We start from the raw sequence: 23,464 nt of genomic DNA, 5'->3' as shown, positions 1-23,464 counted from the left end.
CAAAGAAAGGTTCTGATTTAATAGATCTTTCACATATCCGACATAAAATGTCGCGAAAAAACGATTTAATACAGCTTGAACAAAATTAAATCGCTATCATATATAGCCTTCAAATTGCATACATTCGAGATCGTTCTATGAGTCAAAGTCATATCCGTATTCGAGGCGCACGTACCCATAATTTAAAAAACGTATCGCTCGATATTCCACGCGACAAATTTGTGGTGATCACGGGACTTTCAGGCTCAGGTAAATCATCACTTGCTTTTGATACCTTATATGCCGAAGGTCAGCGCCGTTATGTTGAGTCTTTGTCTGCTTATGCACGTCAATTCCTTTCGCAAATGGAAAAACCTGAAGTTGATTCGATTGAAGGTTTAAGCCCCGCGATTGCCATTGAACAGAAATCAACCAGCCATAACCCACGTTCAACTGTGGGAACCATTACTGAAATTTACGATTATCTGCGTTTGCTTTATGCACGTGTGGGTACACCTTACTGTCCTGAACATGACCTGCCAATGGTAGCGCAAACTGTTTCGGAAATGGTTGATGCAGTCAAAGGTCTGGAAGAAGGTACAGCACTGATGTTGCTTGCACCTGTGGTACGAGAGCGTAAAGGCGAATACAGCAATTTATTTGAACAATTACAAAGTCAGGGTTTTGTCCGTGCCCGTGTCGATGGTGAAGTGATTGATATCGACACACCACCTGAACTGGATAAAAAGAAAAAACACACCATTGAAGTGGTTGTAGATCGTTTTAAAGTCCGTGATGATTTGGGTAACCGTATTGCAGAAAGTTTTGAAACCGCACTGCGTTTAGGTGGCGATATTGCAATTTTATCGTGGATGAATGGCGAACAACCTGAACGAGTATTTTCAGCAAAACACTCTTGCCCACAATGTGAACGTGCTGTAGCAGAATTAGAGCCACGCCTATTTTCATTCAACAATCCATTTGGAGCATGCCCTGTCTGTGATGGTTTAGGTACACGTAGCCATTTCAGTGCTGAAAAATTGATTCCAAGTCCTGATGTTTCGATCAGCCAAGGTGCAATTCGTGGCTGGGACAGACAGCGTCCGTATTACTACAGCATGATTCAAAAAGTGGCGGATCATTTTGGTTTTTCTTTGGATACACCGTGGAATGAACTCGATGCCGACACCAAAAAGAAATTTTTGTATGGTACAGGTAAAGAAAAAGTTGATTTAAGTTATATCGATGAGCGTGGTCGTAAGCATAGCCGTGTACAAGCTTTTGAAGGCATTTTGCCACACTTGGAACGTCGCTACCGTGAAACGGAATCGAACTATGTTCGTGATGATTTGGCGCAGTATTTATCCAATGCCGCTTGTGATGCCTGTGGTGGTTCTCGTTTAAATGAAATTTCACGCCATGTTCGGGTGAAAGACAAAACCATTGCCCAAATTACCAAAATGTCGATTGGCGATGCGGAAGATTATTATCAGGATTTAAATCTTGAAGGTGCCAAAGGCGAAATTGCCGATAAGATTTTTAAAGAAATCCGTGAGCGTTTGCACTTCCTTGTCTCTGTGGGTTTGAACTATTTAAGCCTGTCCCGTTCGGCTGAAACGCTTTCGGGTGGTGAAGCACAGCGTATTCGTTTGGCTTCGCAAATTGGTGCAGGCTTAATGGGCGTGATGTATGTCTTGGATGAACCTTCGATTGGTTTGCATCAACGGGATAATGATCGTTTGCTTGAAACATTGGTTCGACTTCGTGACTTAGGCAATACCGTTTTAGTGGTTGAACATGATGAAGATGCGATTCGTGCAGCCGATCATATTATTGATATTGGTCCGGGTGCAGGGATTCATGGCGGTCATGTGATTGCCGAAGGAACCTATGATGAAATTTTGGCAAATCAAGACTCTCTGACAGGTCAGTATTTATCAGGCAAGTTAAAAATTGAAGTGCCGAAAACACGTGTGCAACCGCCAAAACCTGATGAACAAATCAAGCTAATGGGTGCGGCAGGACATAATCTCAGAAATGTCGATCTGACTATTCCTTTGGGCATTATGACTTGTGTCACAGGGGTTTCTGGTTCAGGAAAATCCACCTTAATTAATCGCACTTTATTACCTTTAGCAGCAACGCAACTGAACGGTGCAACCACGCTGACTGCGGAGAAATTCGACTCGATTGATGGTTTGCAATTCCTCGATAAAGTCGTTGATATTGACCAAAGCCCGATTGGACGTACGCCTCGTTCTAACCCTGCGACCTATACAGGTTTATTCACCCCGATTCGTGAATTGTTTGCACAAACCCCTGAAGCCAAAGCACGTGGTTATGCCGCAGGTCGTTTCTCCTTTAACGTGAAAGGTGGTCGTTGTGAAGCTTGTGAAGGTGATGGCATGATCAAAGTGGCGATGCATTTCTTACCTGATATGTATGTGCCATGTGATGCCTGTCATGGTGATCGTTATAACCGTGAAACTTTGGAAGTCGGCTATAAAGGTAAAAATATTTCCGATGTTTTAGGTATGACTGTTGAAGATGCGATGCATTTCTTTGAGGCGATTCCTGTCATTCACCGTCGTTTGGAAACTTTAAATCAGGTGGGTCTGGGTTATATCCGTTTGGGGCAATCTGCGACCACACTTTCGGGTGGTGAAGCGCAACGTGTCAAACTTGCTCGTGAATTGGCAAAACGTGATACAGGTAAAACCTTGTATGTCTTAGATGAACCAACCACAGGTCTGCATTTCCATGATATTGCGAAACTTTTGGATATTCTTCATGAGCTTCGTAATAAGGGCAATACCATTGTGGTGATTGAGCATAATTTGGATGTGATTAAAACTGCTGACTGGGTGATTGATTTGGGTCCTGAAGGTGGTGCAGGCGGTGGGCAAATTATTGCTGAAGGTACGCCTGAAGACGTGGTGAAATCTAAAGTTTCGCATACAGCGAAGTTTTTAAAGCCGATGTTGAAATAAAAATCTCCCTTGCGGAGCAATGCTCCTCATCTTTAAAAAAGAAGGGAATTCCCTCTCCTTTTAGGAGAGGGCTAGGGAGAGGTTATAGAAAAAATGAAAACAAGTTAATTGGGGAAAAAATGCGCTTTTCAGAAAGATATGGATATAAACCAGTTCGAGAAATTATTCAAAAAGAAAGCATGGATGATGATCTTAAAAAAGAAATTTGGAACAATTTAGACATCTTTATTTTTTCTAGATATTCGAGTCGTTTTACCGATGAAAAAGATTACATTCTTCATTCGAATCTTGAAATATTAGTTAAACATTTATGGCGCACTTTTTTTAAGGAAACCTTAGATACAACTCCAACCTCCCTAAAAGCCTTTAGACAAGATATAAGAAATAAAATTTTAAAAAATTTTGAATGGCACCAAACTTATAGTTTTATTGAAGCAGTATTAGAACGTTACCCTTACTATGGTGCCCATGAAGCATCATATTACTTACAAGAGTTCATTAGGCACTTAAATATCTCATTTCAGATTACAAATTCTGCTTACCGCATTATTAATAATCAAGTTACAGAAATCACTTCCGAACAAGAAATCCAATCGATCGAAAATGCTTTAGAGAATACGAATTCCTATTCAGGTGTACAACAACATTTAAATCAAGCTCTTAAATTGATGTCAGATCGTCAAAATTCTGACTATCGAAATTCAATAAAAGAATCAATCAGTGCAGTGGAATCCATTTGTAAAATCGTGACCAATGATGAAAAAGCTACTCTAGGTAAAGCATTAAAAATTATTGAGGATAAATTCGGCTTACACCCTGCACTAAAAGGAAGTTTAAGCCAACTTTATGGTTACACTTCTGATGGAGATGGAATTCGCCATGCAATGCTTGAAGAATCCAATTTAAGTTATATCGATGCTAAATTCATGCTCGTTGCATGTACCAACTTCATCAACTATTTGATTGAAAAAACCAAAGATTAATATCCTAACTCAGCGATAAAAAAAGACCTCTTTCGAGGTCTTAATATACTTAGTGACTCACCACTACTTCGTCTGTTTGCTGATAACGCTTACGAATTAAAATCACACAAACCCAAGCAATCACCAATGGAATAGCCAAAGCATAAAAATAACCACTGCTACCAAAACCAGATAAAACTGTACCACCGATCGCAGAACCTAGTATCGCACCAAAACGCCCCATACCAATCGCCCAACCTGTCGCTGTTGCACGAACTTCAGCAGGATACGATGCAACCACCAAATAATTTAACGCGAGTTGTTGTCCACCAATACCAAAACCTGCCAATGCAATCAGTGCAAAAATCATTGACCATTGTGCAGTTTCAATACTTAGACCCAAAGCAATAGCAACAGCAATTCCGCAAGCAAACATAAAATACAGAATTTTAACTGTATTAATTTTTGGTAAAAAATAAGCCAATGGAATGGCAAACACAATAAATGCGGCATTTACCGTCACAGAAGCATAAGGCGCTTGAATAGGATCTAGACCAGATTGTTTTAAAATCGTTGGCAACCAAGACAGTAACATAAACCATGCAATCCAGTTAAAGAAATATGTTCCCCAAACACCCACTGTGGTTTTGGCTAAACCATTTTGAAATAAACTCGAAAGCTTGGCTGGCTCTACTTTTTGAATCTCTGATTTTGCAAAAACATCTTCATTAAGCTGAATCTGTTGAGCTGAAATTTTATTTAAAATTTTGGCAATACTGGCTTTATTTTTTTCCGTAGGACGCTGCGCCAAATACTCCAAAGATTCAGGCAAAACAAAAAACATCAAAACTAATAATGCCAACGGAATGACACCACCAATAATATAAATACTTTGCCAACCCCAAAGTGGTAAAATTTTAGCAGCCAATATACCGCCAATCATCGCCCCTGCAGGTAGTGCCAAAAGTACACCTGTCGTCACTAAGCCTTTATAACGCTTTGGTGAATATTCAGATGCCAATGCCAAAAGCACAGGCGTTGCGCCTCCCATACCTAAACCTGCGATCACTCGCAAGACAAAAATATGATCTAAATGCGTGACAAAAGCCGTTGCAAAAGTCGCGAGCGCAAAAATAAATATACAAATCATCAAAGTCTTACGGCGCCCTAACTTATCTCCGAGCATCCCTAAGAACATCGCCCCGACTGTCATGCCAATAATACCTGCAGTCAATACAGGTGCTAAAGCTTTGGCATCGAGTTGAAATGCATCAATAATTGCTGGACCTGTAAATGCAACTGCTTGGGTGTCAAAGCCATCAAATAATGCGATGAGAAAGCATAAAAGAATAATAAACCATTGATATGGTGAAAATCTCTGATCCACAACCTGTGAAATTTGTGTGGGTTTTGGTGTTAAATCCATTTTACATCCTTATCCAGATTCTTATTTTATTTTGAACGGATCGTCATAAATCACAATACATCTAAAGGTATCTCCTTATACCTTTAGTGACATTGCTTGATCAGGCTTGATCGACTTCATGACTGTATTAAGCCTAAATATTTAATTCAGTTTCTATATTTACTACACAATAATCGTTTTTTTAAATTAATATTATTTAAATAAACTGTTTTACTTATATCAAAAAAGTGAATATAGTAATCTTATCAAATTGATGAATGCTTTTAATTTATTCGCTGTAAGTTTCTTAGCATTACATTTTCTGCCCAGTCACCTCTCTATCGACTGGGCTTTTTTTTATTTATTTCTTATTTCAAATAACTATAAATATTTAATTTATCAAGAACATCTAAAGTGAGTTCTTTTCTTGCTCCAACCTGATCACCCTGTTTCATCGTCATATTTAAAGAAAATGCTGTGATTTTACCATGCCCATCATCGACCCAACCGGTATACCAACCGACTTGTGGCTCAATATCCATTGCCCAACCACTTTTGGCATAAAGTTTTAAGTCACCACGTTGTTCGATCAAAAGCATTTGTTTAACCTGTTGCTGTACTTTTACATCAAAATCCAATTGTTCTGTTGCTAAACCATATACAAATGCTGCTTCTTGTTGTGGTGTGATTTTTAATGGACCTTTCAACCAAAATTGATCAACTTGTCTACCAATATCAGCATTGCCAAAACCCACACGTTTGACTTCACTTTGCATGAGTTCTAAACCAATCCGACGAGCCAACTCTTGATACACAGGGACTGCTGATGCTTGCATTGCTTCAGCTAAAGTCATATCTTTCTCCCAACTCGAAAAACTACGCTTTTTTCCATCCCATTTAAATATTTCAGTATTACTTGCTTTGTTATGCTGCAAGCCAATCAAAGCATTCAATATTTTAAAAGTTGATGCAGGAATAAAAGCCTGATTGGCACGAGACAAATTATTGCCAAACTGTTGAAAATGCTGTCCGTTATAAATCACCATCACTGCTTGTGTATGTGCTTCATCAAATAAGTATGGAATTTCTTGTACTCTTGATAAGTTTTCAGGCATTGGCTGCACTTTTATCACATCATTTGTCTGAGATAACATTTGCTTTTGGCAGCCCAAACTTATACCAACTAAACCTAAAATAACTATACATTTGATATAGTTCATTATTTACCCAATAAATAGTATTTAAACCGCATCATAATTGATCTAATTTTTAAAAAATGTAAGTTTTTTTCACAAGGATGTAAGAAAATATTTACAAGTGCAACAATTAAGTGCATAATGCACCCCATTAGGGCGATTTAGGAATATTCCTCAGCAGAATTTCTAAATTTTCCGAAGATTTTGGCGAAAAACCCCAGTTTTGATAAAAAACTGGGGTTTTTTTTAACTTTTTCGCTTAAATGAATAAAAAATACGCACCAATATAGTGCAACAAAAGTCTTTAATTTATTTAATTTCGATACAAAACAATATTTTATATTTCAACTAAATTAAGGATGAAAAATAACTAAACATTAATATTTTTTTAATATTAATGTTATTAAAAATTAATCAAAAAAAAGCCCAACCTTGGGGAAAGTTGGGCATTAAAAAGTAAAACTATGAATAAATTATCAAATTTGTCATATAAATTTGATATAAGAATTATGCGAAATTTAACCAATAAAGTAAAGCAGATTGTTTTAGTAGGATTTGAAATAAATCACATAATTTGTACAATATGATAAAAAATCAACAAAAATAATTTTGTATGTTTATTTTTTAAACAAAAGAAGGTTTTTAGCAAAATATCTATCTTTTTAAATTACGAAACAAATCACATATTCACATTAAATAAAGCCACTGAAACAAAACTGAAATAATCAATTATTTCGATCAATTAAATAAAAATAATCCATAAAACCAATCCACTTTTCAAGGTTTTTTTACCTAATCTACATACATATTTTATAATTTTTATAGGTTTAGTTAGTTGTTCTCATTGATATTTTTTCAGGGTTGACAGGTTGAGGTTCATTTGTCCAATTTTCGACCGCTACCATATTTAAAAAACAAACTCAAAATATAATATCTTTATACTTCATTGACTTAATACATTGTTACAATACAATGCAGTATATTTTACCCATTTCACAAACTGGAAATGATTATGAAAAAACTCGGTTTAGCCACTGCTTTATTATTAGCCATGACCGGTGCTCAAGCGTATCAATTCGAAGTTCAAGGTCAATCTGAATACATCGACACAACTGTAAATGACAAAGATTTTACAGGTGGAATTCAAGGTACATATTACCTTAAAGACGTTGATGCTTCTAAAGGTCCTTTGGCTGAAGCTGCATTTTTAAACCAAGCTTCTAACGTTTCGCTTGCTTATAACTATGGCGAAGTTGGTTCAAATGGTGTTGACGTAATCGCACATAACTTTGGTGCTAAAGCTGAAGCTTATATTCCAACTAAATTTGTTCCTGCTTATGTAAGTGCTTCTTATAGTCATACTATTTTAGACAGCAAAAACCAAAATCGTGCTGACGACAATGGTGATCGTTATGCATTAGAAGTGGGTGCGCTTGCAACTAAAAACTTCTTAGTTGCTGTTGGTTATACAAGTGTTGCAGACCAAGCTGCGCTTGATGCATTCAATGTTATGGGTACAGGCATTGCAAAAGCTGTTGCAGAATCTGCAACAATTGGCGATGACCAAGATGCAATCACTGCACGTACTAAATATGTAGGTAACATTGACGGTACAAATATGGCGATTGGTTTTGAAACTGGTCTTGTATACGGTGATGACACTGCTTACCAATTAAAAACTGATTTGTATTTGAACCCACAATTAAGCGTTGGTGCTTCTTATGCAGAGTCTAGCTTTGATGCAACTCCTGATTCAGCTTGGGGCGCAAACGTAAATTACTTCATCACTCCTGCTGTTGCAGTGGGTGCAAGCTACGTAAATGCGAACTCTAAAGCAGCAAACGACACTCAAACTGTGGGCGTTAATGCGAAATTCCGTTTCTAAGAATATTTCTTCAGAAGCAAAAAAAGGACTCATTTGAGTCCTTTTTTATTGTTGATCTGAAAAATCAGTCTAGGTTTGAATTACGAATCACATTTAAGAAATGTAAATGACGTTCATATTGGTCAATAATATCTTGTAAAACATCTTCTTGTGTCCAGTCCATTACATCATAGCCCTGTCCACCTTCACGTAAAAAGACTTCTGCTTGATAAAATGTATCAATATTTTCATGCTGCTCATCGAGCATAAAACTCGCAGCTTCTGTGACATGATTAAAAACTTTATACACAAAATTGACTTCGCTTTGATGGTCAACGCTCAGCACCAAACCTTCTTCAATTTCCTGAATTTTCACATCTAAATGTCGGCGTTTAAATTCACGTTGAATATTTTCAAAAGCTTGTCGCACCACTGTTTGTATATATTGTTCAACCTCGTGATGGGTATGCGGATAATGCATAATCAGCCCAAGGCGTTGTTGCCAACTTCTTGGATTTTGTACTGCTCGTGGCGTAATACGTGCAACTTGTAAAGCATGCATTTTTGTTACATCTAAACGTAATGCTTTGAGTAGCCCCCAACAGAGCAGTAACATAATCAAAGTAAATGGCAAAGCACTCATCATGGTTGCCGATTGCAATGCACCTAACCCACCGACCAACAGTAAAATAATGGACAAAATAGCCATTAAAGCTGTCCAAAATAAACGTTGCCATGCAGGTGAATTTTCAGTTTTTGCTGTTAAATAATCTGTGACCAGCGCACCAGAGTCAGCTGAGGTGACAAAAAATAAAATCACTAAAATCGTCGCAATAAAACTAGAGATACTTGCAAAAGGTAAATGATTTAAAAATTCAAATAACGCTACAGAGGAATCTTGTTGCACGGCGGTAATCAGGCTAGTATTTCCTTGTTCTAAAATACTAAATAATGCCGCATTCCCCATAAACCCCATCCAAATCAGGGTAAATCCTGTTGGAATAAGTAAAACACCAACAATAAATTCACGGATGGTTCGTCCACGTGATACACGTGCAATGAACATACCAACAAATGGAGACCAAGAAATCCACCATGCCCAGTACATAATCGTCCAACCACCAATCCAGCCATTGGGTTGATAAGCATAGAGATTAAAAGTCATGGAAAATAAATTGGACATATACTGCCCAGCATTTTGAATCGTGGTTTGTAAAATATAGACACTTGAACTTGCCAAAAATACAAAGACCAATAAAGCCAATGCTAAAACTAAGTTCAATTCAGAGAGGCGTTTAATTCCTTTATCTAAACCGAGAAATACAGATAAAGAAGCCAATGCACTCACAAAAATAATCAAAATAATTTGTGTACTGATTTGAGTTTCCCAACCAAACAGGTAGCTAAGCCCTGAATTGATTTGCGTTACACCAAATCCTAGCGTAGTTGCTACACCAAATACTGTACCAATGGTGGCAAAAGTATCTACAGCATCCCCCAAAGGACCGTAAATTTTTTGACCAATAATGGGATATAAACCAGAGCGTACTTTGAGTGGTAAATGATAACGAAAGGCAAAGTATGCCAATGTTAAACCGACTAAAGCATAAATCGCCCATGCATGTAAGCCCCAATGAAAAAAGGTAATTCGCATTGCTTGCTGAGCAGCTTCAATACTTTGAGGCTCACCTGTAGGCGGATTGACATAATGCATGACTGGCTCAGCTACACCAAAAAACATTAAACCAATCCCCATGCCCGCAGTAAATAACATGGCAAACCATGAGCCGTTACTATATGACGGCTGACTATGGTCAGGACCTAATTTAATTTTCCCCATATCGGATAAAGCAATAAAAACCAATACCATGAGAAAAATGGCGACAGAGAGTACATAAAACCAGCTAAATGAATCAGTAATCCACTGATTCATATGTTGAGTGATCAGTTCAAAAGCATTAGGTGTAAAAATTACAACTGCTAAAAATAAAACAATAATCCCAACGCTACTAAAAAATACATTTGGATTGACATTATCAAACCAAGATCGTTTTTTGGAAGGCATATCTTCCTCACATTTTTTTACTTAAAGGACAGACCAAAAGGTCAATAAAGGCATTCACATGACATGAAAAAAGAGCAAGTTCAGCTAAAAAGAACTTGTAAAACATGATAATTCATCTAAAACAGTCAAAACGTTGGCTTACTGTAAAAACACAATCGGTGATTAATCGGTCTTATGTGCAATATAATGCAAAGCAATTAAGCGCGACACAATCAGTGCTAAGTACATCACGCCACCGAACATTTGTAACATTGCAACAATACGTGCTGCGGGTGCAATTGGAATAACATCAGAAAGTCCTGTTGCAGACTGCAAACTAAAACTTAAGAACAGTAAGTCTAACCAAGTTTGATATTCACCAACATGATTTGGGTTTTGAAAGCTATTGGGTACGGTTAGCTGACAAATGCTATATAAAAATGCAAAACCCCATGCAAGCAATGTAAATACTGCTCCTGCTGCAAATAGCTCATCTTTGGTTAAATAGCGGTCTGCAAACATATAGCGCACTAAACCATAAGCAGCACAAAAATAAGCAGCTGCTTCAAATAAATGTGCTGTGATTTGCATAGGGACAGAACGTAAACCGATCAACATCAAAATAGAAAAAATAAATGCGCCTGTCACAAAGAAAAGTCCAATCACACTATAAACAGGTGTCTGTCGAATGACCTTTGCAATCATTAATAATGCCAATACACCCAGTGCCCACATTAAAGTTTGGTAGCTACGACTGGTACTTGTCACTAAATATAAAATAAGCATATTGAGTTGTACCAATAACAACCATGCTGATGGCAAAAGCTTAAAACCTCTCCAAAACTGCACTAGCGTTTGCATATATTTTCCTTTTCGTTCTTATTTTTTTGTGGTGAATGATACGATATCTTACAGAAAATTTTAAAAAATCATCAATACATTGCCTATCTTTCATTCGATACTATGTCAGATTTTAAACTCAAAATCGTTTAGCCCAAAAGCATCATACAAGGACATCATGATGAAAATAAAAATATATGGGGTTATTTTATGTAGCAGTCTAATTTTATTTGGCTGTACAAAAACAGATCCTTTACTTGAAAAAAATCAAAACTATATTGGTGAATGGAAAAGTGAAAATAGTACACTTGAGATTAAAAAGAATGGTGAAATTAAGTTTTCACAGCACCTGCATTCAGAACAAAAAAATGCCTCAAGTGATATGAAGTCTTCAACAATTTCAAATATCAAAGCACCACTCACTCAACTTGATCAGCAGCATTTGCATATTGGTGAAGGTGATTTATCAAAGGACTTTAAAATTAATAAAGCACCTTATCAACAAGATAATGAATGGCGTTTGATTTTAGATGGTGAGATTTATACACGACATTAACCTCAAAACATCTACTCCTCAGCATAAAAAAAGTCCCTTTTGGGACTTTTTTTACTTTAAAAAACTGACTTAGTGATCTGAAGCACCAGAGATACCAATACCTGTTTGTGAGCGAACAAACTGCGCATCAAATGCTTTACGTTCTGCTTGTGCACGTGGTGAGTTATCTGTTACAGAGAACAACCAACAGCAGATAAATGCTAATGGCATTGCAAAGATTGCTGGACCATTAAATGGGTTCACAGGTGTATCAGAAATATTTAATGTATCTACCCAAACTGCTTTAGATAAGATAATTAAAGTTACTGCTGTTACCAAACCAACCAAACCACCAATCACTGCACCACGTGTTGTTAAGCCTTTCCAGAACATTGAAAGTACAAGTACTGGGAAGTTAGCACATGCAGCAACAGAGAATGCTAGACCCACCATGAATGCTACGTTTTGTTTCTCGAACAAGATTCCCAAAATCATGGCAAAAATAGCTAAACCTAAAGTTGCGATTTTAGACATACGAAGTTCAGATTCAGGTGTAGTTTGACCTTTCTTCAATACGTTTGCATACAAGTCATGAGAAATTGCTGAAGCACCTGATAGTGTTAAACCAGCAACAACTGCAAGAATTGTCGCGAATGCAACTGCTGAAATAAAGCCCATGAACAAGTCACCGCCCACCGCATCAGACAAGTGAACCGCAGCCATGTTATTACCACCAACAAGTTCTAACTTGCCAGTGACTGCCATTTTTGCAACATCAATAAATTGTGGGTTGTTTGATACGAAAAGAATCGCACCGAAACCAATAATGAACGTCAATAAGTAGAAGTAACCAATGAAACCTGTTGCAACAACAACTGATTTACGTGCTTCTTTTGCATCTTTAACCGTAAAGAAACGCATTAAAATATGTGGTAAACCTGCGGTACCAAACATGAGAGCTAAACCAAGAGATAAAGCATCTAATGGATTTGCAGCTAAGCTACCTGGACCCATGATTTGCGCTGCTTTTTCAAAGCTTACATCATGAACTTTTGCAAAAACTTGAATCGATTGATTGAACATTTCAGCGAAACTAAAGCCAACTGCTTTCATGACCATAAATGCCATGAATGTTGCACCTGAAAGTAGCATTACTGCTTTAATGATTTGCACCCAAGTGGTTGCCAACATACCGCCGAAGATAACGTAAGCCATCATCAGAAGACCAACGATCACAACAGCAATGTTATAGTTCAAACCAAATAAAAGTTTAATGAGCTGACCTGCACCCACCATTTGAGCAATCAAATAGAATGCAACAACAACCAATGAACTCACAGCCGCAAGTGTACGTACAGGTTTTTCTTCTAAACGGAATGAAACCACGTCAGATAAGTTAAATTTACCTAAATTACGTAAACGCTCAGCAACTAAGAAGAGTACAACTGGCCAACCCACCATGAAACCAAGTGAGTACAGCAAGCCATCAAAGCCTGAACTGAACACCATTGCGGAGATACCGAGGAACGATGCTGCTGACATATAGTCACCTGCGATCGCTAAACCATTTTGGAAACCTGAAATCCCACCACCAGCAGTATAGAAGTCAGCAGTACTTGTGGTTTGTTTTGCTGCCCATTTCGTAATAAATAGCGTTAAGCCAACGAAAATAGCAAACATGATAATTGCATGCCAGTTGGTTGCTTGTTGTTCTGCTGCACCAAGATCTGGACCAGCTTGAGCAAGTGTAGAAAACAGAGCTGTAGATGCTAGCGCTGCTTTGGTTTTTAAAGCATTCCATTTCATCTTAGTATTTCCCTTTTTCTTTAGCAATCGCTTCTACTTCTCGCATTGCTTCATCATTTAAGTGATCAAGCTTATTGTTGGCAATATATGAATACACGCCACATAAAACGAAAGATAAAACAATAATGCTCAGTCCTAAAGGAATTCCCCAAGTCGTTACACTACCTTGCGATACTGGTGTGAGTAGAAACTCTTTGTTGTAGCCGACTAAAAGCATAAATCCAACATAAACAAACAACATAATTGCTGTTAATGTCCAACTTAAATTTCTCTTTTTCGCTACCATTTCTTTAAATTTTGGATTTTGTAGAATTGCATCTACCTGTCTCTCATCCATCATCTCGCTCCTTGATTCGCGACCAGTCCACTGGTTGCAATTTTTAATCATTATTTTGATGAGACAAAATTAACAATGTTGAAGCTTCACGTAACTTAGACTTTGGTCGTTAAATTTTAATCAGAATAAATGCCTCTGTTCTGGGATGCGTTATCATAGGCATAGCTTGTTAGACTGTAGTGATTATGAATAGTTGGTTGATTATTGGGGTTCTCGCCCTTTACATCATAATTTTATTTGCCTGCGCCTTCTTTGGTGAGAAGCATGCAAGTAGATTAAGTACACGTGGGCGAATGCTTCTCTTTAGTCTAACATTAGGCGTATATTGCTCTTCTTGGACATTTTATGGTGCTACAGGCGCGGCAGTTCGTGAAGGGATTATTTTTCTTCCCATCTATTTAGGTCCTTTGCTTTTTGTCGGCTTAGGCTACGATATTTGGCGGCGTTTAGGTCGAGTTCGTCAGCATCATGCCATTTCATCCATTGCAGACTTTGTTGCGGCGCGCTATGGAAAAAGTGGAACACTCGCCTCTTTAGTCACCATTTTAGCTGTCATTGCGATTATTCCTTATTTAGCTTTACAACTACGCGCGATCGCACTCAGTGCATCGGTCATGCTCGAACATAATACACAAGTCATTTCAACCACCACCAATGGTGTATTGGGCTTAACTGCTGTTTTAGCCATTTTAGCCATGATGTTTGGCACACGACAAATTGCTAATACCGAACAACATGGTGGTTTAATGCTCGCAGTTGCATTTGAGTCATTTGTTAAATTATTTGCCTTACTCTGTGTCGCATTCTTTTTTATTTTTGAAAACCCAGAAAATCTGTTACAAATTTCCAAAGATGTCAGTAAAACATTTCATGAAGTACAACTTTTTGGAGTTCCTGAAACATTTTGGGTGCAAACCTTACTTGCAGCTTTAGCAATCATCTGTTTACCTCGTCAATTTCACGTTGCAGTTGTCGAACTGCGTGACGAAAAACATATTCGTGGTGCACGTCGTTGGTTTGCAGCCTATTTAATTTTAACCATTATTGCCATTATTCCAATCGCCAGTTGGGCGCTCCATGCTGCACCTGCTTACTTAAGTATTCCAGATGTTGCCGTGCTGTCTTTACCACTGAGTTATGGGCAAGACTGGCTGACTTTATTGGCATTTTTAGGTGGATTTTCAGCATCAACTGGCATGTTACTGGTATCCTCTGTAGCGCTGTCGATTATGCTCAGTAATGATTTAATTATGCCTGCACTTTGGCGTTTAAATGTTTTATCCAGACATGATAAGCGCCTCCCACAAGTATTAAAACTCACGCGTCGAATTTGTATTTTGGCAGTGATGTTTTTAGGCTTTTTATTTTTCCATTTCTTCAATGATATTGACCAATTATCAACATTTGGCTTACTGGCTTTTAGTGCGGTTGCACAGTTTTCACCTGCGCTGATTGGCGGGTTATATTGGCGCGGAGGAAGTCGTCAAGGTGTTTATGCAGGTTTAGTCATTGGCTTTATTTTATGGATATACACTCTACTTCTACCGACTGTTTTACGTAGTTTACCTACCGAATATAGTGCTTTTGCAGAGCAGTTTTTAGTTCATGGTCCCATGCATATTCAATGGCTAAGACCTGAAGCACTCTTTGGTTTTGAGTCCTTCGCGCCACTGACTCATGGCGTCACTTGGGCTTTGGGCTTAAATATTCTACTTTATATTTGGGTTTCTCGTATTTACCGTCCTTCTGTTGCTGAACAAATCCAAGCTGAAAGTTTCTTTTACTATGAAACCAAGCCTTTACCTGCACAAAATACCTCAACAGATATCAGTTATTTAAACCATGATGTTGCGCGTTTAAAAGTTGGAGATTTAATTGCTCTAGCAAAACGTATTACAGGTGAAGGTCCAACTGTCCAAGCTTTCCGTCAATTTTGCATCATGAATAATGTGGTACTGAATGAAAATAGTAGTGCAAATGGCATGTGGTGGCGATTTACCGAACAATATCTCGCAGGAACAATCGGTGCTGCTTCAGCACGTACTCTACTCACAACGGCAATGGTCAATAATGGTTTAGCATTAGGACAAGTTGCTAATATTCTTGACCAAGCTTCACAGTGGCAACGTTTTAATCAAAACCTGATTATGACCATGATCGACCACATGACCCAAGGGGTCAGTGTTGTTGATGAGAATATGTGTTTAGTGGCTTGGAATAATCAATATCTCAAACTTTTTGATTATCCAAAAGACTTGGTCTATGTCGGTTGTCCAATTGCAGATTTGATTCGTTATAACGCAGAACGTGGCGAATGTGGTCCAGGCTCAATCGAAGAGCATGTACGCAAACGTATTCATTGGATGAAAGTCGGTAGTGCGCATGAGTTTGAACGTATTCGTAAAGATGGACGCGTCATTCAAATGCGTGGAAATCCAATCGAAGGTGGTGGTTTCGTTACGACATTTGCTGATATTACAGCTTTCCGTGAAAATGAAGCCGTTCTTGAAGCTCGTGTTTCAGATCGAACCCAACAGTTAGCAAATGCTTTAGCAGAACAACAGTTAGCACGTGAACAAGCTGACAAAGCCAATATGTCGAAAAGTCGATTTATTGCAGCAGCCAGTCATGATTTATTGCAGCCCATGCATGCTGCTCGTTTATTTAGTACAGCACTTGAACAAAGTGTACAGACCGATGAAGACCGTAAAACTTTACAACAACTTGATCGTGCTTTATATGGTGCAGAAAGCATGCTCTCTGCGTTGCTAGATATTGCACGTTTAGAAGGCGGCACCATTCAACCTAAACGCCAGATTTACCCATTACATGATTTATTACGTGATTTAGAACTGCAATTTAAATCCATTGCAGCGCAGCGTAATATCAAATTAGTGGTACATGATGCTCAGTTCTGGATAGACACTGATCCACAATGGATTCGCCGTATTATTCAAAATTTTGTGAGTAATGCGCTACGTTATACGGCTAAAGGACGTGTTGTTGTTGGTGTATTACGTTCTGCATCAAAGCCTAGACATATTCGCATAGGTGTGTGGGATACAGGTCCGGGTATTGCTGAGGAACAACGTATTAAGCTGTTCCAAGAGTTTGAACGCTGTGGGCATACTTCACCGTGGGGCGAGCAAGGTTTAGGTTTGGGCTTAGCCATTGTACAGCGTATGACGAGTTTGTTGGATTATCCTGTACATGTTGCTTCTGAGTTAGGCAAAGGCTCATGCTTTATGATCGAAGTGCCTATAGTTGATGCACCAAAAGTAGTTGCAACACCCGTACAAGCGGTTCCTTTACGTACTAAAGCATATAAAATTTTATGTTTAGATAACGATGAAACCATTTTAGAAGGCATGAATACTTTATTAACCAAATGGGGTTATCAAGTCTTTAAAGCCACTGAACCTGAACAAGCTTTAGAAATTATCCAAAATGAAAATATTCAAGTTTGGTTAGTTGATCAGCATCTTAACCATCATAAAATTGGTTTAGATTTTATTTTGGAAAATCGTCAGGAAAATGTTCCTGTTGCACTGATTACAGCCGATTCTGATCCAGAACTTCCACAACATTTAAAAGAGTTAAATATTGTCTTACTGAAAAAACCACTCAAACCTGCTTCATTACGTTCATGGTTATCAGGTCTAAAAATATCAAAATAAGCTCAAGCTAAAAGTTTGAAAAATATGTTTTGATACATTTATTGCGTCTAAAAAATTATTTTTAGGCGCATTTTTTTAAGACAAATAGCAATCCTGCTAACAAGTTTAGGCAAAAATGATCAAAAATTAGTGATTTTTAATCAAATTGATTGACCAAAAAATTCACTGAACTATTTTCTATGGCAAATTCAATCAAATTTATTTCCATACATTCGCACACTTGGTTACAATTACTTAAATATTTGAATTTTATAAATATAATAAACAAAAAAACCCATATACAACTTTAGTCTCATTCCTATTGCATCTTAGATAAATCATAAAATTAGCCTATTGGTTAGATAAATTTGCATCTGGAATGATGCATAAACAAAATTTTAAAAATTAGGAGTTTTCCATGAATATTTCTGAATCAGTGCCTCATGGTATCCATCAAACCCAACAATTCCATCGTCAATATGGCGTCAATGCCATATTGCCTGAAATTGATTGGAAAACTGTTTTCCCACATACTAAATTAGAAAATACTCAATTAAATGCTTTAAATGCGCTTTATCAGGCAGCCGTTCCGTTGGCTTTGAAAGTCTTTGAAGAGCTCAAATTTGATGTGTTTTTGCCTGCTGCGTATCAACCACAAGGTTTAGGTTTATTTGATAAAATCGCACAACAAGAAGAATTACTTATTCAAGAACTTAAAGATGAATGCAAATCTTTAGATGAAGAAACACGCCATCAAATTTGGAGTATGTTGCTACGAGGTGGTGCTGTTCTGGTTTTTAAAGCATGGCTAGGTAAAGTTAAAACAGGTGAAAATAGTTTAGATTTAACTCAATTTGATGAACTTTCTGACTTATTATTTGTGAAAACCTCACCAACCACATTGGCACAACGCTTAAATGTAGACACACATGCAGATTATGATCATGTCTTTTTAATGTATGGTGATGACATTTTCTTAGATCGTTTCAATAGCTTAGAAACAGCAGCTTTATTTGTTGATCTTGAAGTTTATGATGCTGCTTTCCTGAGCTTACGTGATGATCGTGTTGCGGAGTATTTAAAATCAAAAGATTATGTAACCCAAGAGCAAATCGATGATCTTAAATGCGCGTTAAATCCATTAGGATGCCCTGACTTGATTTCTAAACAAGATTGTCTAGCTTAAACATCTGAAATGGATCATGCCTAACTTTCCTCAGTTAGGCATTTTTTTATGGGTGATGAGAAATTTTTCAATGAATGCCGAAACTTGCTCAGCATGCACATGTGCTAAATCATGTTGCCCATTTTCAATGACATGCAGTTCAGATTGAACGATTTTCTGATGTAAATACTGCCCAACTGTTACAGGGCTGATCGGGTCTGAACCGCCCCAAATCAGTAAAACGGGACACTGTATTTTTTCCAACTCAGCATCAAGCTCAACATGATGTTGAACAAACCAATCAGGTACAGCAAAATTAAATTGATAATCTGTACGCCAATCGGCAACTTCAAACTGACTCAAATCAATTCCACCTGAAGTTGCAATCAAAACCAAAGCAATAACCTGCGTTGATTTTTGTAAAGCGGCTTGTACTGCAAATATTCCCCCCATAGACTGCGCAATCAAGACAGAAGGTCGCTGAATTTGCTGCAATACATGGTGCTGTAAATCTTCAAAACTGCGCACATGATCATTATCAGGATGACCACCAAAGCTTGGATAGGCAATCATTTGTGTAGTGACATCTAATGTTAAGCACTGAATAACATTATTCCAAAATGCGGTATTGCCTGACGCACCAGGTAAAAAGATCAAATTCATCAATAAAACCCAATATAAAAAATGGCATTTTCCTTAAAAAACACCATTTTTTATTTTTCTATGACTAAAGAATGGACGTATTGATTTCTACACTACGCAATAGTGTCTTTGTTACAGGTGTTTTCTGACAAATCTCCAAAACTTTTTGATGTAATTCTTCAGTCAACGGCTGTGCAAAAGCCAAACGACGATCTATCCATTCTTTGCCTTCTTTATTGGCATTAAAATCAGCTTCAACTGTAAATTCACCTAAGTCAAAACCTTTATGCTGTGCGTACATGCGTAGCGTAATCATAGTACATGAGATTAACCCTGAACAAATAAAATCATAAGGCGCTAAACCCTGATCTTGTCCACCAAATGACTCGGGTTTATCCGTAATGAGTCTGTGCTGACCACTACTGACTTCTCCTGACCATGCTTCGGACAATGTTTTTACCTTTGCATTTGCGATAATTGCCATTTTATTTTACTCACTTTTCACTATTTTTATTTTGAAGGACGCATTTTATCAGGAAATACAGGTGCTTCTAAACGAGGACCGTCATAACTTGGAATACGTCCAAAACGTGCATCTTCAGCGACCCATTGCTCACGTGCAATCTTTAACTCTTCTTGGGTACGACCGACAAAATTCCACCACAGTAAAATTGGAGATTCAAAAGGCTCACCACCAATGAGCAATAGACGAGCACCTTTATGGAGTTGTACTTCAATTTTATGAATACCAGGTTCTAATACCACCATGTTATCGCTGTTGAGTTCATGTCCATTCACAACAGCCTCACCTTCGAGTGCCATAAAACCATATTCAAATTTTGGATTTAAAGGAATGATGGTGGTGGCTGATTCTTTTGCATAAAAATCGACTCCAACCAGTTCAGAATGCACCTTAACAGGTGAAGTTGTCTTTAGAAACTCACCCACTAAAACTGTAAATTCAACCTCATCTTGTTCAACCACAGGCAACTCAGGATAATGGTCAAACTGTGGAGCCATATTTATTTTATCATCAGGCAAAGCAATCCAAAGCTGAGCCGCATGCATTTTTGTTTCATTGTCAGGTGCGACTTCTGTATGGGAAATACCATAACCTGCGGTCATGAGATTGACTTGTTTAGGTTGAATGAGTTGATTGGTCGTACCCAGACTATCACTATGCAACATCGTCCCTTCAATCATCCAAGTGAAGGTTTGCAGACCAATATGTGGATGTGGTCCTACATCTAAGCCATCACCTTGAGGAAAAGTTACAGGTCCTGCATGATCTAAAAAACACCATGCGCCAATCATACGCTTATGACGGCTTGGTAAAGCACGTTTAATCACAGTGCCTTTGCCGATCTCCGCAGAGCGAATTTGAAAGTTTTGAATAAATTGATTGACGTATTTTTCGCAATCATCAGAATTAGAGATTTCACTATAATTGGTATTTGTCATATTTTTATCCTAAATAAATGCTGCATAAAATTTGCGATGGCGATGCTGATCTACCCATATTCTAGTCAATTTTCAAGATTTGACCTAGATAACATTTAATACGCTGAATACTAGTAATAGGACAATAACAGAATTGTTTTTGTTGTAAATTTCTTTTAATTTTTATTTTTTTCAGCTTTGTCTTAAAAGAGCAGTCCCTGTTATTATTTTTCTTCTTGGACTTTGAAAAATAAGCATGACTGAAAATGATTGAGCATTATTTACTTTGCTCTTTAACTTCCAAATATTCAATTTCTGCTGAGTCAGCAGGCAAATTTAAACGAATTTGACAACCTAATTCATATTCACTTTTTTGGATAACCAAAATTTCGGATAATACTTCTATTGGGCGCCCAACTTTAAAATCCGTTTTTTCCAAATACTGCCCAAGCTGTTGTGCATAAATATAATCTAATTGACCAATTTTAATGTCTTTTAACATCACATCGATCATATATTTTTCATGCTGAGACTCTGGCACACGTTGTAAGCGTACTTTTTTATGATATGGCTGTGCTGTTGGCTTCAACATCTGCTCAGTAATGATCTTACGCTGAGCTGCATAGCTGATCTTGAGTTGATAGGAAAATTCTGTTGTATCTTCAATAACTAAGGGATGAGATCTAAAAAACATATCTCGTTCAAACTGATAACGTTGCCAGCGTCGCTCATCCATTTTTTGCACAATAACAAAACCAAATACAACAACAACAGCAACCAAAACTAAAAACACCATAAGTGCATTAACCTGAAGCAAATCTATTTAACAAAAATAAGGAGCGATACGCTCCTTAAATCTTAATTATGTAATCTAAAAGATTAAATACCGTATTTCACACGGTATGCTTCCATTTTAGCTAAGGCTTCTTTTTCACCTTTTGCATCTAAATAGTCCATCAAATCTTTCATAGTAATCAAAGCATGTACAGGAATTTCTAACTCTTTTTGTACTTCTTGAATCGCAGAAAGTTGACCTTGACCTTTTTCTTGACGATCTAAAGCAACCAATACACCTGCAATACTTGCACCTGCATTTTTAAGAACCGTCACGACTTCACGAATTGCTGTGCCTGCCGTAATAACATCGTCAATAATCCAAACCTTTTTGCCTTCAACCGCAGCACCAACCAAAACACCACCTTCACCATGATCTTTTGCTTCTTTACGGTTAAAACCCCAAGGCACACTTACGCCATGAACTTGAGAAAGTGCAACAGCCGTTGCAGCAACAAAAGGAATGCCTTTATAAGCTGGACCAAAGATCACTTCAACATTGTTACATTGTGTGAGTTTATCTGCATAACCTTGTGCTAACAGCGATAATGCTTCACCGTCATTGAGTAAGCCTGCATTAAAAAAATAAGGACTTACACGACCTGATTTTAAAGTAAACTCACCAAATTTAAGCACACCACGTGATAAGGCAAGTTCGATAAAAGTTTGCGGATTGAATGTCGCTGCTGATGTCATGAGGTGCTCCGAAATTCTGTAATAGAGGTAAGACTTGCGCATGATACCAAAGAGTAGCTATCCAAGTGATCAAAAAATTTTAAGAGTTGTCTCAATTAACGTAAATGGTTTACGTGCATCTGTCACAAAAGGCTTGCTAGATTGGCTTGAACAGTCTGAGGCGGATGTCATTTGTATGCAAGAAAGTCGGATCACACATACACAGTGGACTGATAAATTTAAACCTGAAGGTTGGTACACGCATCTATTTCCCGCAGAAAAAGCAGGCTATGCAGGGACTGCTATTTATAGCCGATTACCTTTTGTTTCCATCAAAGATGGTTTAGGTTTTGAATTAGCCGATTCACAAGGTCGTTTTATCAGTGCTGAATTTGATCTTGGTTTAGAACAAAACGTACATATCTGTTCCCTTTACCTTCCTTCAGGTTCTTCAGGTGATGAAGCACAAGCACGCAAAGATCATTTTTTAGAAGAATATAAAGTCATTCTAAAAAAATGGCGTGATGAAAATAAATCAGTCATTGTCTGTGGTGATTACAATATTGTGCATAAACGTATTGATATTAAGAACTGGTCAGGCAACCAAAAAGCATCAGGCTGCTTACCGCATGAACGTGCTTGGCTCGATCATATTTATGATGATTTAGGCTATGTAGATACCTTCCGTGAAGTACGCAAAGAAGCCGAAGTTTACTCTTGGTGGTCAAATCGAGGACAAGCACGAGCAAAAAATGTCGGTTGGCGCATTGACTATCAGGCATGCTCGCCTGACTGGAAAACCCGCACTGTCAACGCTTGGGTCTATAAAGAACAATGGTTTAGTGACCATGCACCTGTCATTATTGACTATCAATTATCAGTTTAAAATATAGAACCCTCACCATTAAGTGAACACTTGTTCACTTAATAAGTGTAAATATCTCACAATACTTGTCGTGTTATCGTATTTTTTCTTCCCCCCAATAAGCGCATTATTGTCTCACGGCACAGGGACATTGTCAGGATGACAGCAAAAGGATAGGACGCCGTAGGACGAAAGGAAAATACTAAACGCAAGTTTATATTTTTAATGG

At 37.7% G+C, this 23,464-nt stretch carries 18 protein-coding genes; 7 read left to right on the top strand and 11 right to left on the bottom strand.

What is annotated here, in order from left to right:
* Window positions 1–137 precede the first annotated feature (137 nt).
* Complete coding sequence (gene uvrA / locus C9E89_RS04870; RefSeq protein ID WP_107007239.1) at window positions 138–2,969, top strand: excinuclease ABC subunit UvrA; 2,832 nt, start codon at window positions 138–140, stop codon at window positions 2,967–2,969.
* Window positions 2,970–3,088: 119 nt separating this feature from the next.
* The gene (locus C9E89_RS04865; RefSeq protein WP_107007240.1) at window positions 3,089–3,952 is read left to right on the top strand and encodes an AbiJ-NTD4 domain-containing protein; all 864 of its coding nucleotides are present in this window, start codon (window positions 3,089–3,091) and stop codon (window positions 3,950–3,952) included.
* Between the two features lie 49 nt (window positions 3,953–4,001).
* Here C9E89_RS04865 and C9E89_RS04860 read toward each other — a convergent pair whose 3' ends face one another.
* Both C9E89_RS04860 and blaOXA read right to left on the bottom strand, forming a co-directional pair.
* Window positions 4,002–5,357, bottom strand: coding sequence for an MFS transporter (locus C9E89_RS04860; RefSeq protein ID WP_107007241.1), 1,356 nt, complete (start codon window positions 5,355–5,357; stop codon window positions 4,002–4,004).
* 347 nt (window positions 5,358–5,704) lie between these two features.
* The gene (blaOXA, locus tag C9E89_RS04855) at window positions 5,705–6,490 is read right to left on the bottom strand and encodes a class D beta-lactamase (protein WP_228198984.1); all 786 of its coding nucleotides are present in this window, start codon (window positions 6,488–6,490) and stop codon (window positions 5,705–5,707) included.
* 1,048 nt (window positions 6,491–7,538) lie between these two features.
* On the opposite strand from blaOXA, the gene omp33-36 reads away from it, so the two are divergent.
* Complete coding sequence (omp33-36, locus tag C9E89_RS04850) at window positions 7,539–8,417, top strand: porin Omp33-36 (protein ID WP_265935919.1); 879 nt, start codon at window positions 7,539–7,541, stop codon at window positions 8,415–8,417.
* 64 nt (window positions 8,418–8,481) lie between these two features.
* Here omp33-36 and C9E89_RS04845 read toward each other — a convergent pair whose 3' ends face one another.
* Together C9E89_RS04845 and C9E89_RS04840 are read right to left on the bottom strand one after the other, a co-directional pair.
* Window positions 8,482–10,461, bottom strand: a complete 1,980-nt coding sequence (locus C9E89_RS04845; RefSeq protein WP_107007244.1) for a BCCT family transporter — start codon at window positions 10,459–10,461, stop codon at window positions 8,482–8,484.
* A gap of 162 nt (window positions 10,462–10,623) precedes the next feature.
* On the bottom strand, window positions 10,624–11,301 hold the full coding sequence (locus tag C9E89_RS04840; protein WP_107007245.1) for an ion channel: 678 nt from the start codon (window positions 11,299–11,301) through the stop codon (window positions 10,624–10,626).
* Between the two features lie 160 nt (window positions 11,302–11,461).
* On the opposite strand from C9E89_RS04840, the gene C9E89_RS04835 reads away from it, so the two are divergent.
* Window positions 11,462–11,836 (top strand): hypothetical protein, encoded by a 375-nt coding sequence (locus C9E89_RS04835; protein ID WP_107007246.1) that lies wholly within the window; start codon window positions 11,462–11,464, stop codon window positions 11,834–11,836.
* Between the two features lie 69 nt (window positions 11,837–11,905).
* Here the strand turns inward: C9E89_RS04835 and C9E89_RS04830 are convergent, their stop codons facing one another.
* The gene (locus C9E89_RS04830; RefSeq protein WP_107007247.1) at window positions 11,906–13,621 is read right to left on the bottom strand and encodes a cation acetate symporter; all 1,716 of its coding nucleotides are present in this window, start codon (window positions 13,619–13,621) and stop codon (window positions 11,906–11,908) included.
* Window position 13,622: 1 nt separating this feature from the next.
* Window positions 13,623–13,958 carry a DUF485 domain-containing protein gene (locus tag C9E89_RS04825; protein ID WP_107007248.1) on the bottom strand — a complete coding sequence of 112 codons (336 nt, stop codon included), beginning with the start codon at window positions 13,956–13,958 and terminating at the stop codon, window positions 13,623–13,625.
* Window positions 13,959–14,143: 185 nt separating this feature from the next.
* Here C9E89_RS04825 and C9E89_RS04820 point away from each other — a divergent pair, with 185 nt between their 5' ends.
* Entirely contained in the window at window positions 14,144–17,635 is a 3,492-nt protein-coding gene (locus tag C9E89_RS04820) for a hybrid sensor histidine kinase/response regulator (protein ID WP_107007249.1), read from the top strand.
* Window positions 17,636–18,032: 397 nt separating this feature from the next.
* The gene (locus C9E89_RS04815) at window positions 18,033–18,800 is read left to right on the top strand and encodes a hypothetical protein (RefSeq protein ID WP_107007250.1); all 768 of its coding nucleotides are present in this window, start codon (window positions 18,033–18,035) and stop codon (window positions 18,798–18,800) included.
* Window positions 18,801–18,830: 30 nt separating this feature from the next.
* Here the strand turns inward: C9E89_RS04815 and C9E89_RS04810 are convergent, their stop codons facing one another.
* The 5 genes from C9E89_RS04810 to pyrE all read right to left on the bottom strand — a co-directional run bounded on the left by C9E89_RS04810 (window position 18,831) and on the right by pyrE (window position 22,391).
* Entirely contained in the window at window positions 18,831–19,442 is a 612-nt protein-coding gene (locus C9E89_RS04810) for an alpha/beta fold hydrolase (RefSeq protein ID WP_107007251.1), read from the bottom strand.
* A gap of 64 nt (window positions 19,443–19,506) precedes the next feature.
* Window positions 19,507–19,905 (bottom strand): OsmC family protein, encoded by a 399-nt coding sequence (locus C9E89_RS04805; protein ID WP_107007252.1) that lies wholly within the window; start codon window positions 19,903–19,905, stop codon window positions 19,507–19,509.
* 26 nt (window positions 19,906–19,931) lie between these two features.
* The gene (locus tag C9E89_RS04800; protein WP_107007253.1) at window positions 19,932–20,882 is read right to left on the bottom strand and encodes a pirin family protein; all 951 of its coding nucleotides are present in this window, start codon (window positions 20,880–20,882) and stop codon (window positions 19,932–19,934) included.
* A gap of 256 nt (window positions 20,883–21,138) precedes the next feature.
* Entirely contained in the window at window positions 21,139–21,657 is a 519-nt protein-coding gene (locus C9E89_RS04795) for a hypothetical protein (protein ID WP_116746685.1), read from the bottom strand.
* Between the two features lie 83 nt (window positions 21,658–21,740).
* Window positions 21,741–22,391, bottom strand: coding sequence for an orotate phosphoribosyltransferase (gene pyrE, locus C9E89_RS04790; RefSeq protein WP_107007255.1), 651 nt, complete (start codon window positions 22,389–22,391; stop codon window positions 21,741–21,743).
* Window positions 22,392–22,431: 40 nt separating this feature from the next.
* Here pyrE and C9E89_RS04785 point away from each other — a divergent pair, with 40 nt between their 5' ends.
* A complete protein-coding gene (locus tag C9E89_RS04785; protein WP_107007256.1) occupies window positions 22,432–23,256 on the top strand; it encodes an exodeoxyribonuclease III in 825 nt (274 codons plus the stop codon).
* Window positions 23,257–23,464: the final 208 nt, after the last annotated feature.

Origin of the sequence: Acinetobacter sichuanensis, from assembly GCF_003024515.2 — a bacterium.
GTDB lineage: Bacteria > Pseudomonadota > Gammaproteobacteria > Pseudomonadales > Moraxellaceae > Acinetobacter > Acinetobacter sichuanensis.
Note: the sequence above shows the minus strand (reverse complement) of the source record. Positions and strands in the feature narration are given on the sequence as shown.

Coding starts and splice junctions, on each gene's coding strand:
- uvrA (WP_107007239.1), top strand. CDS start 138: ATGAGTCAAAGTCATATCCGTATTCGAGGCGCACGTACCCATAATTTA.
- C9E89_RS04865 (WP_107007240.1), top strand. CDS start 3,089: ATGCGCTTTTCAGAAAGATATGGATATAAACCAGTTCGAGAAATTATT.
- C9E89_RS04860 (WP_107007241.1), bottom strand. CDS start 5,357: ATGGATTTAACACCAAAACCCACACAAATTTCACAGGTTGTGGATCAG.
- blaOXA (WP_228198984.1), bottom strand. CDS start 6,490: ATGTTATCTCAGACAAATGATGTGATAAAAGTGCAGCCAATGCCTGAA.
- omp33-36 (WP_265935919.1), top strand. CDS start 7,539: ATGATTATGAAAAAACTCGGTTTAGCCACTGCTTTATTATTAGCCATG.
- C9E89_RS04845 (WP_107007244.1), bottom strand. CDS start 10,461: ATGCCTTCCAAAAAACGATCTTGGTTTGATAATGTCAATCCAAATGTA.
- C9E89_RS04840 (WP_107007245.1), bottom strand. CDS start 11,301: ATGCAAACGCTAGTGCAGTTTTGGAGAGGTTTTAAGCTTTTGCCATCA.
- C9E89_RS04835 (WP_107007246.1), top strand. CDS start 11,462: ATGAAAATAAAAATATATGGGGTTATTTTATGTAGCAGTCTAATTTTA.
- C9E89_RS04830 (WP_107007247.1), bottom strand. CDS start 13,621: ATGAAATGGAATGCTTTAAAAACCAAAGCAGCGCTAGCATCTACAGCT.
- C9E89_RS04825 (WP_107007248.1), bottom strand. CDS start 13,958: ATGGATGAGAGACAGGTAGATGCAATTCTACAAAATCCAAAATTTAAA.
- C9E89_RS04820 (WP_107007249.1), top strand. CDS start 14,144: ATGAATAGTTGGTTGATTATTGGGGTTCTCGCCCTTTACATCATAATT.
- C9E89_RS04815 (WP_107007250.1), top strand. CDS start 18,033: ATGAATATTTCTGAATCAGTGCCTCATGGTATCCATCAAACCCAACAA.
- C9E89_RS04810 (WP_107007251.1), bottom strand. CDS start 19,442: ATGAATTTGATCTTTTTACCTGGTGCGTCAGGCAATACCGCATTTTGG.
- C9E89_RS04805 (WP_107007252.1), bottom strand. CDS start 19,905: ATGGCAATTATCGCAAATGCAAAGGTAAAAACATTGTCCGAAGCATGG.
- C9E89_RS04800 (WP_107007253.1), bottom strand. CDS start 20,882: ATGACAAATACCAATTATAGTGAAATCTCTAATTCTGATGATTGCGAA.
- C9E89_RS04795 (WP_116746685.1), bottom strand. CDS start 21,657: ATGGTGTTTTTAGTTTTGGTTGCTGTTGTTGTTGTATTTGGTTTTGTT.
- pyrE (WP_107007255.1), bottom strand. CDS start 22,391: ATGACATCAGCAGCGACATTCAATCCGCAAACTTTTATCGAACTTGCC.
- C9E89_RS04785 (WP_107007256.1), top strand. CDS start 22,432: ATGATACCAAAGAGTAGCTATCCAAGTGATCAAAAAATTTTAAGAGTT.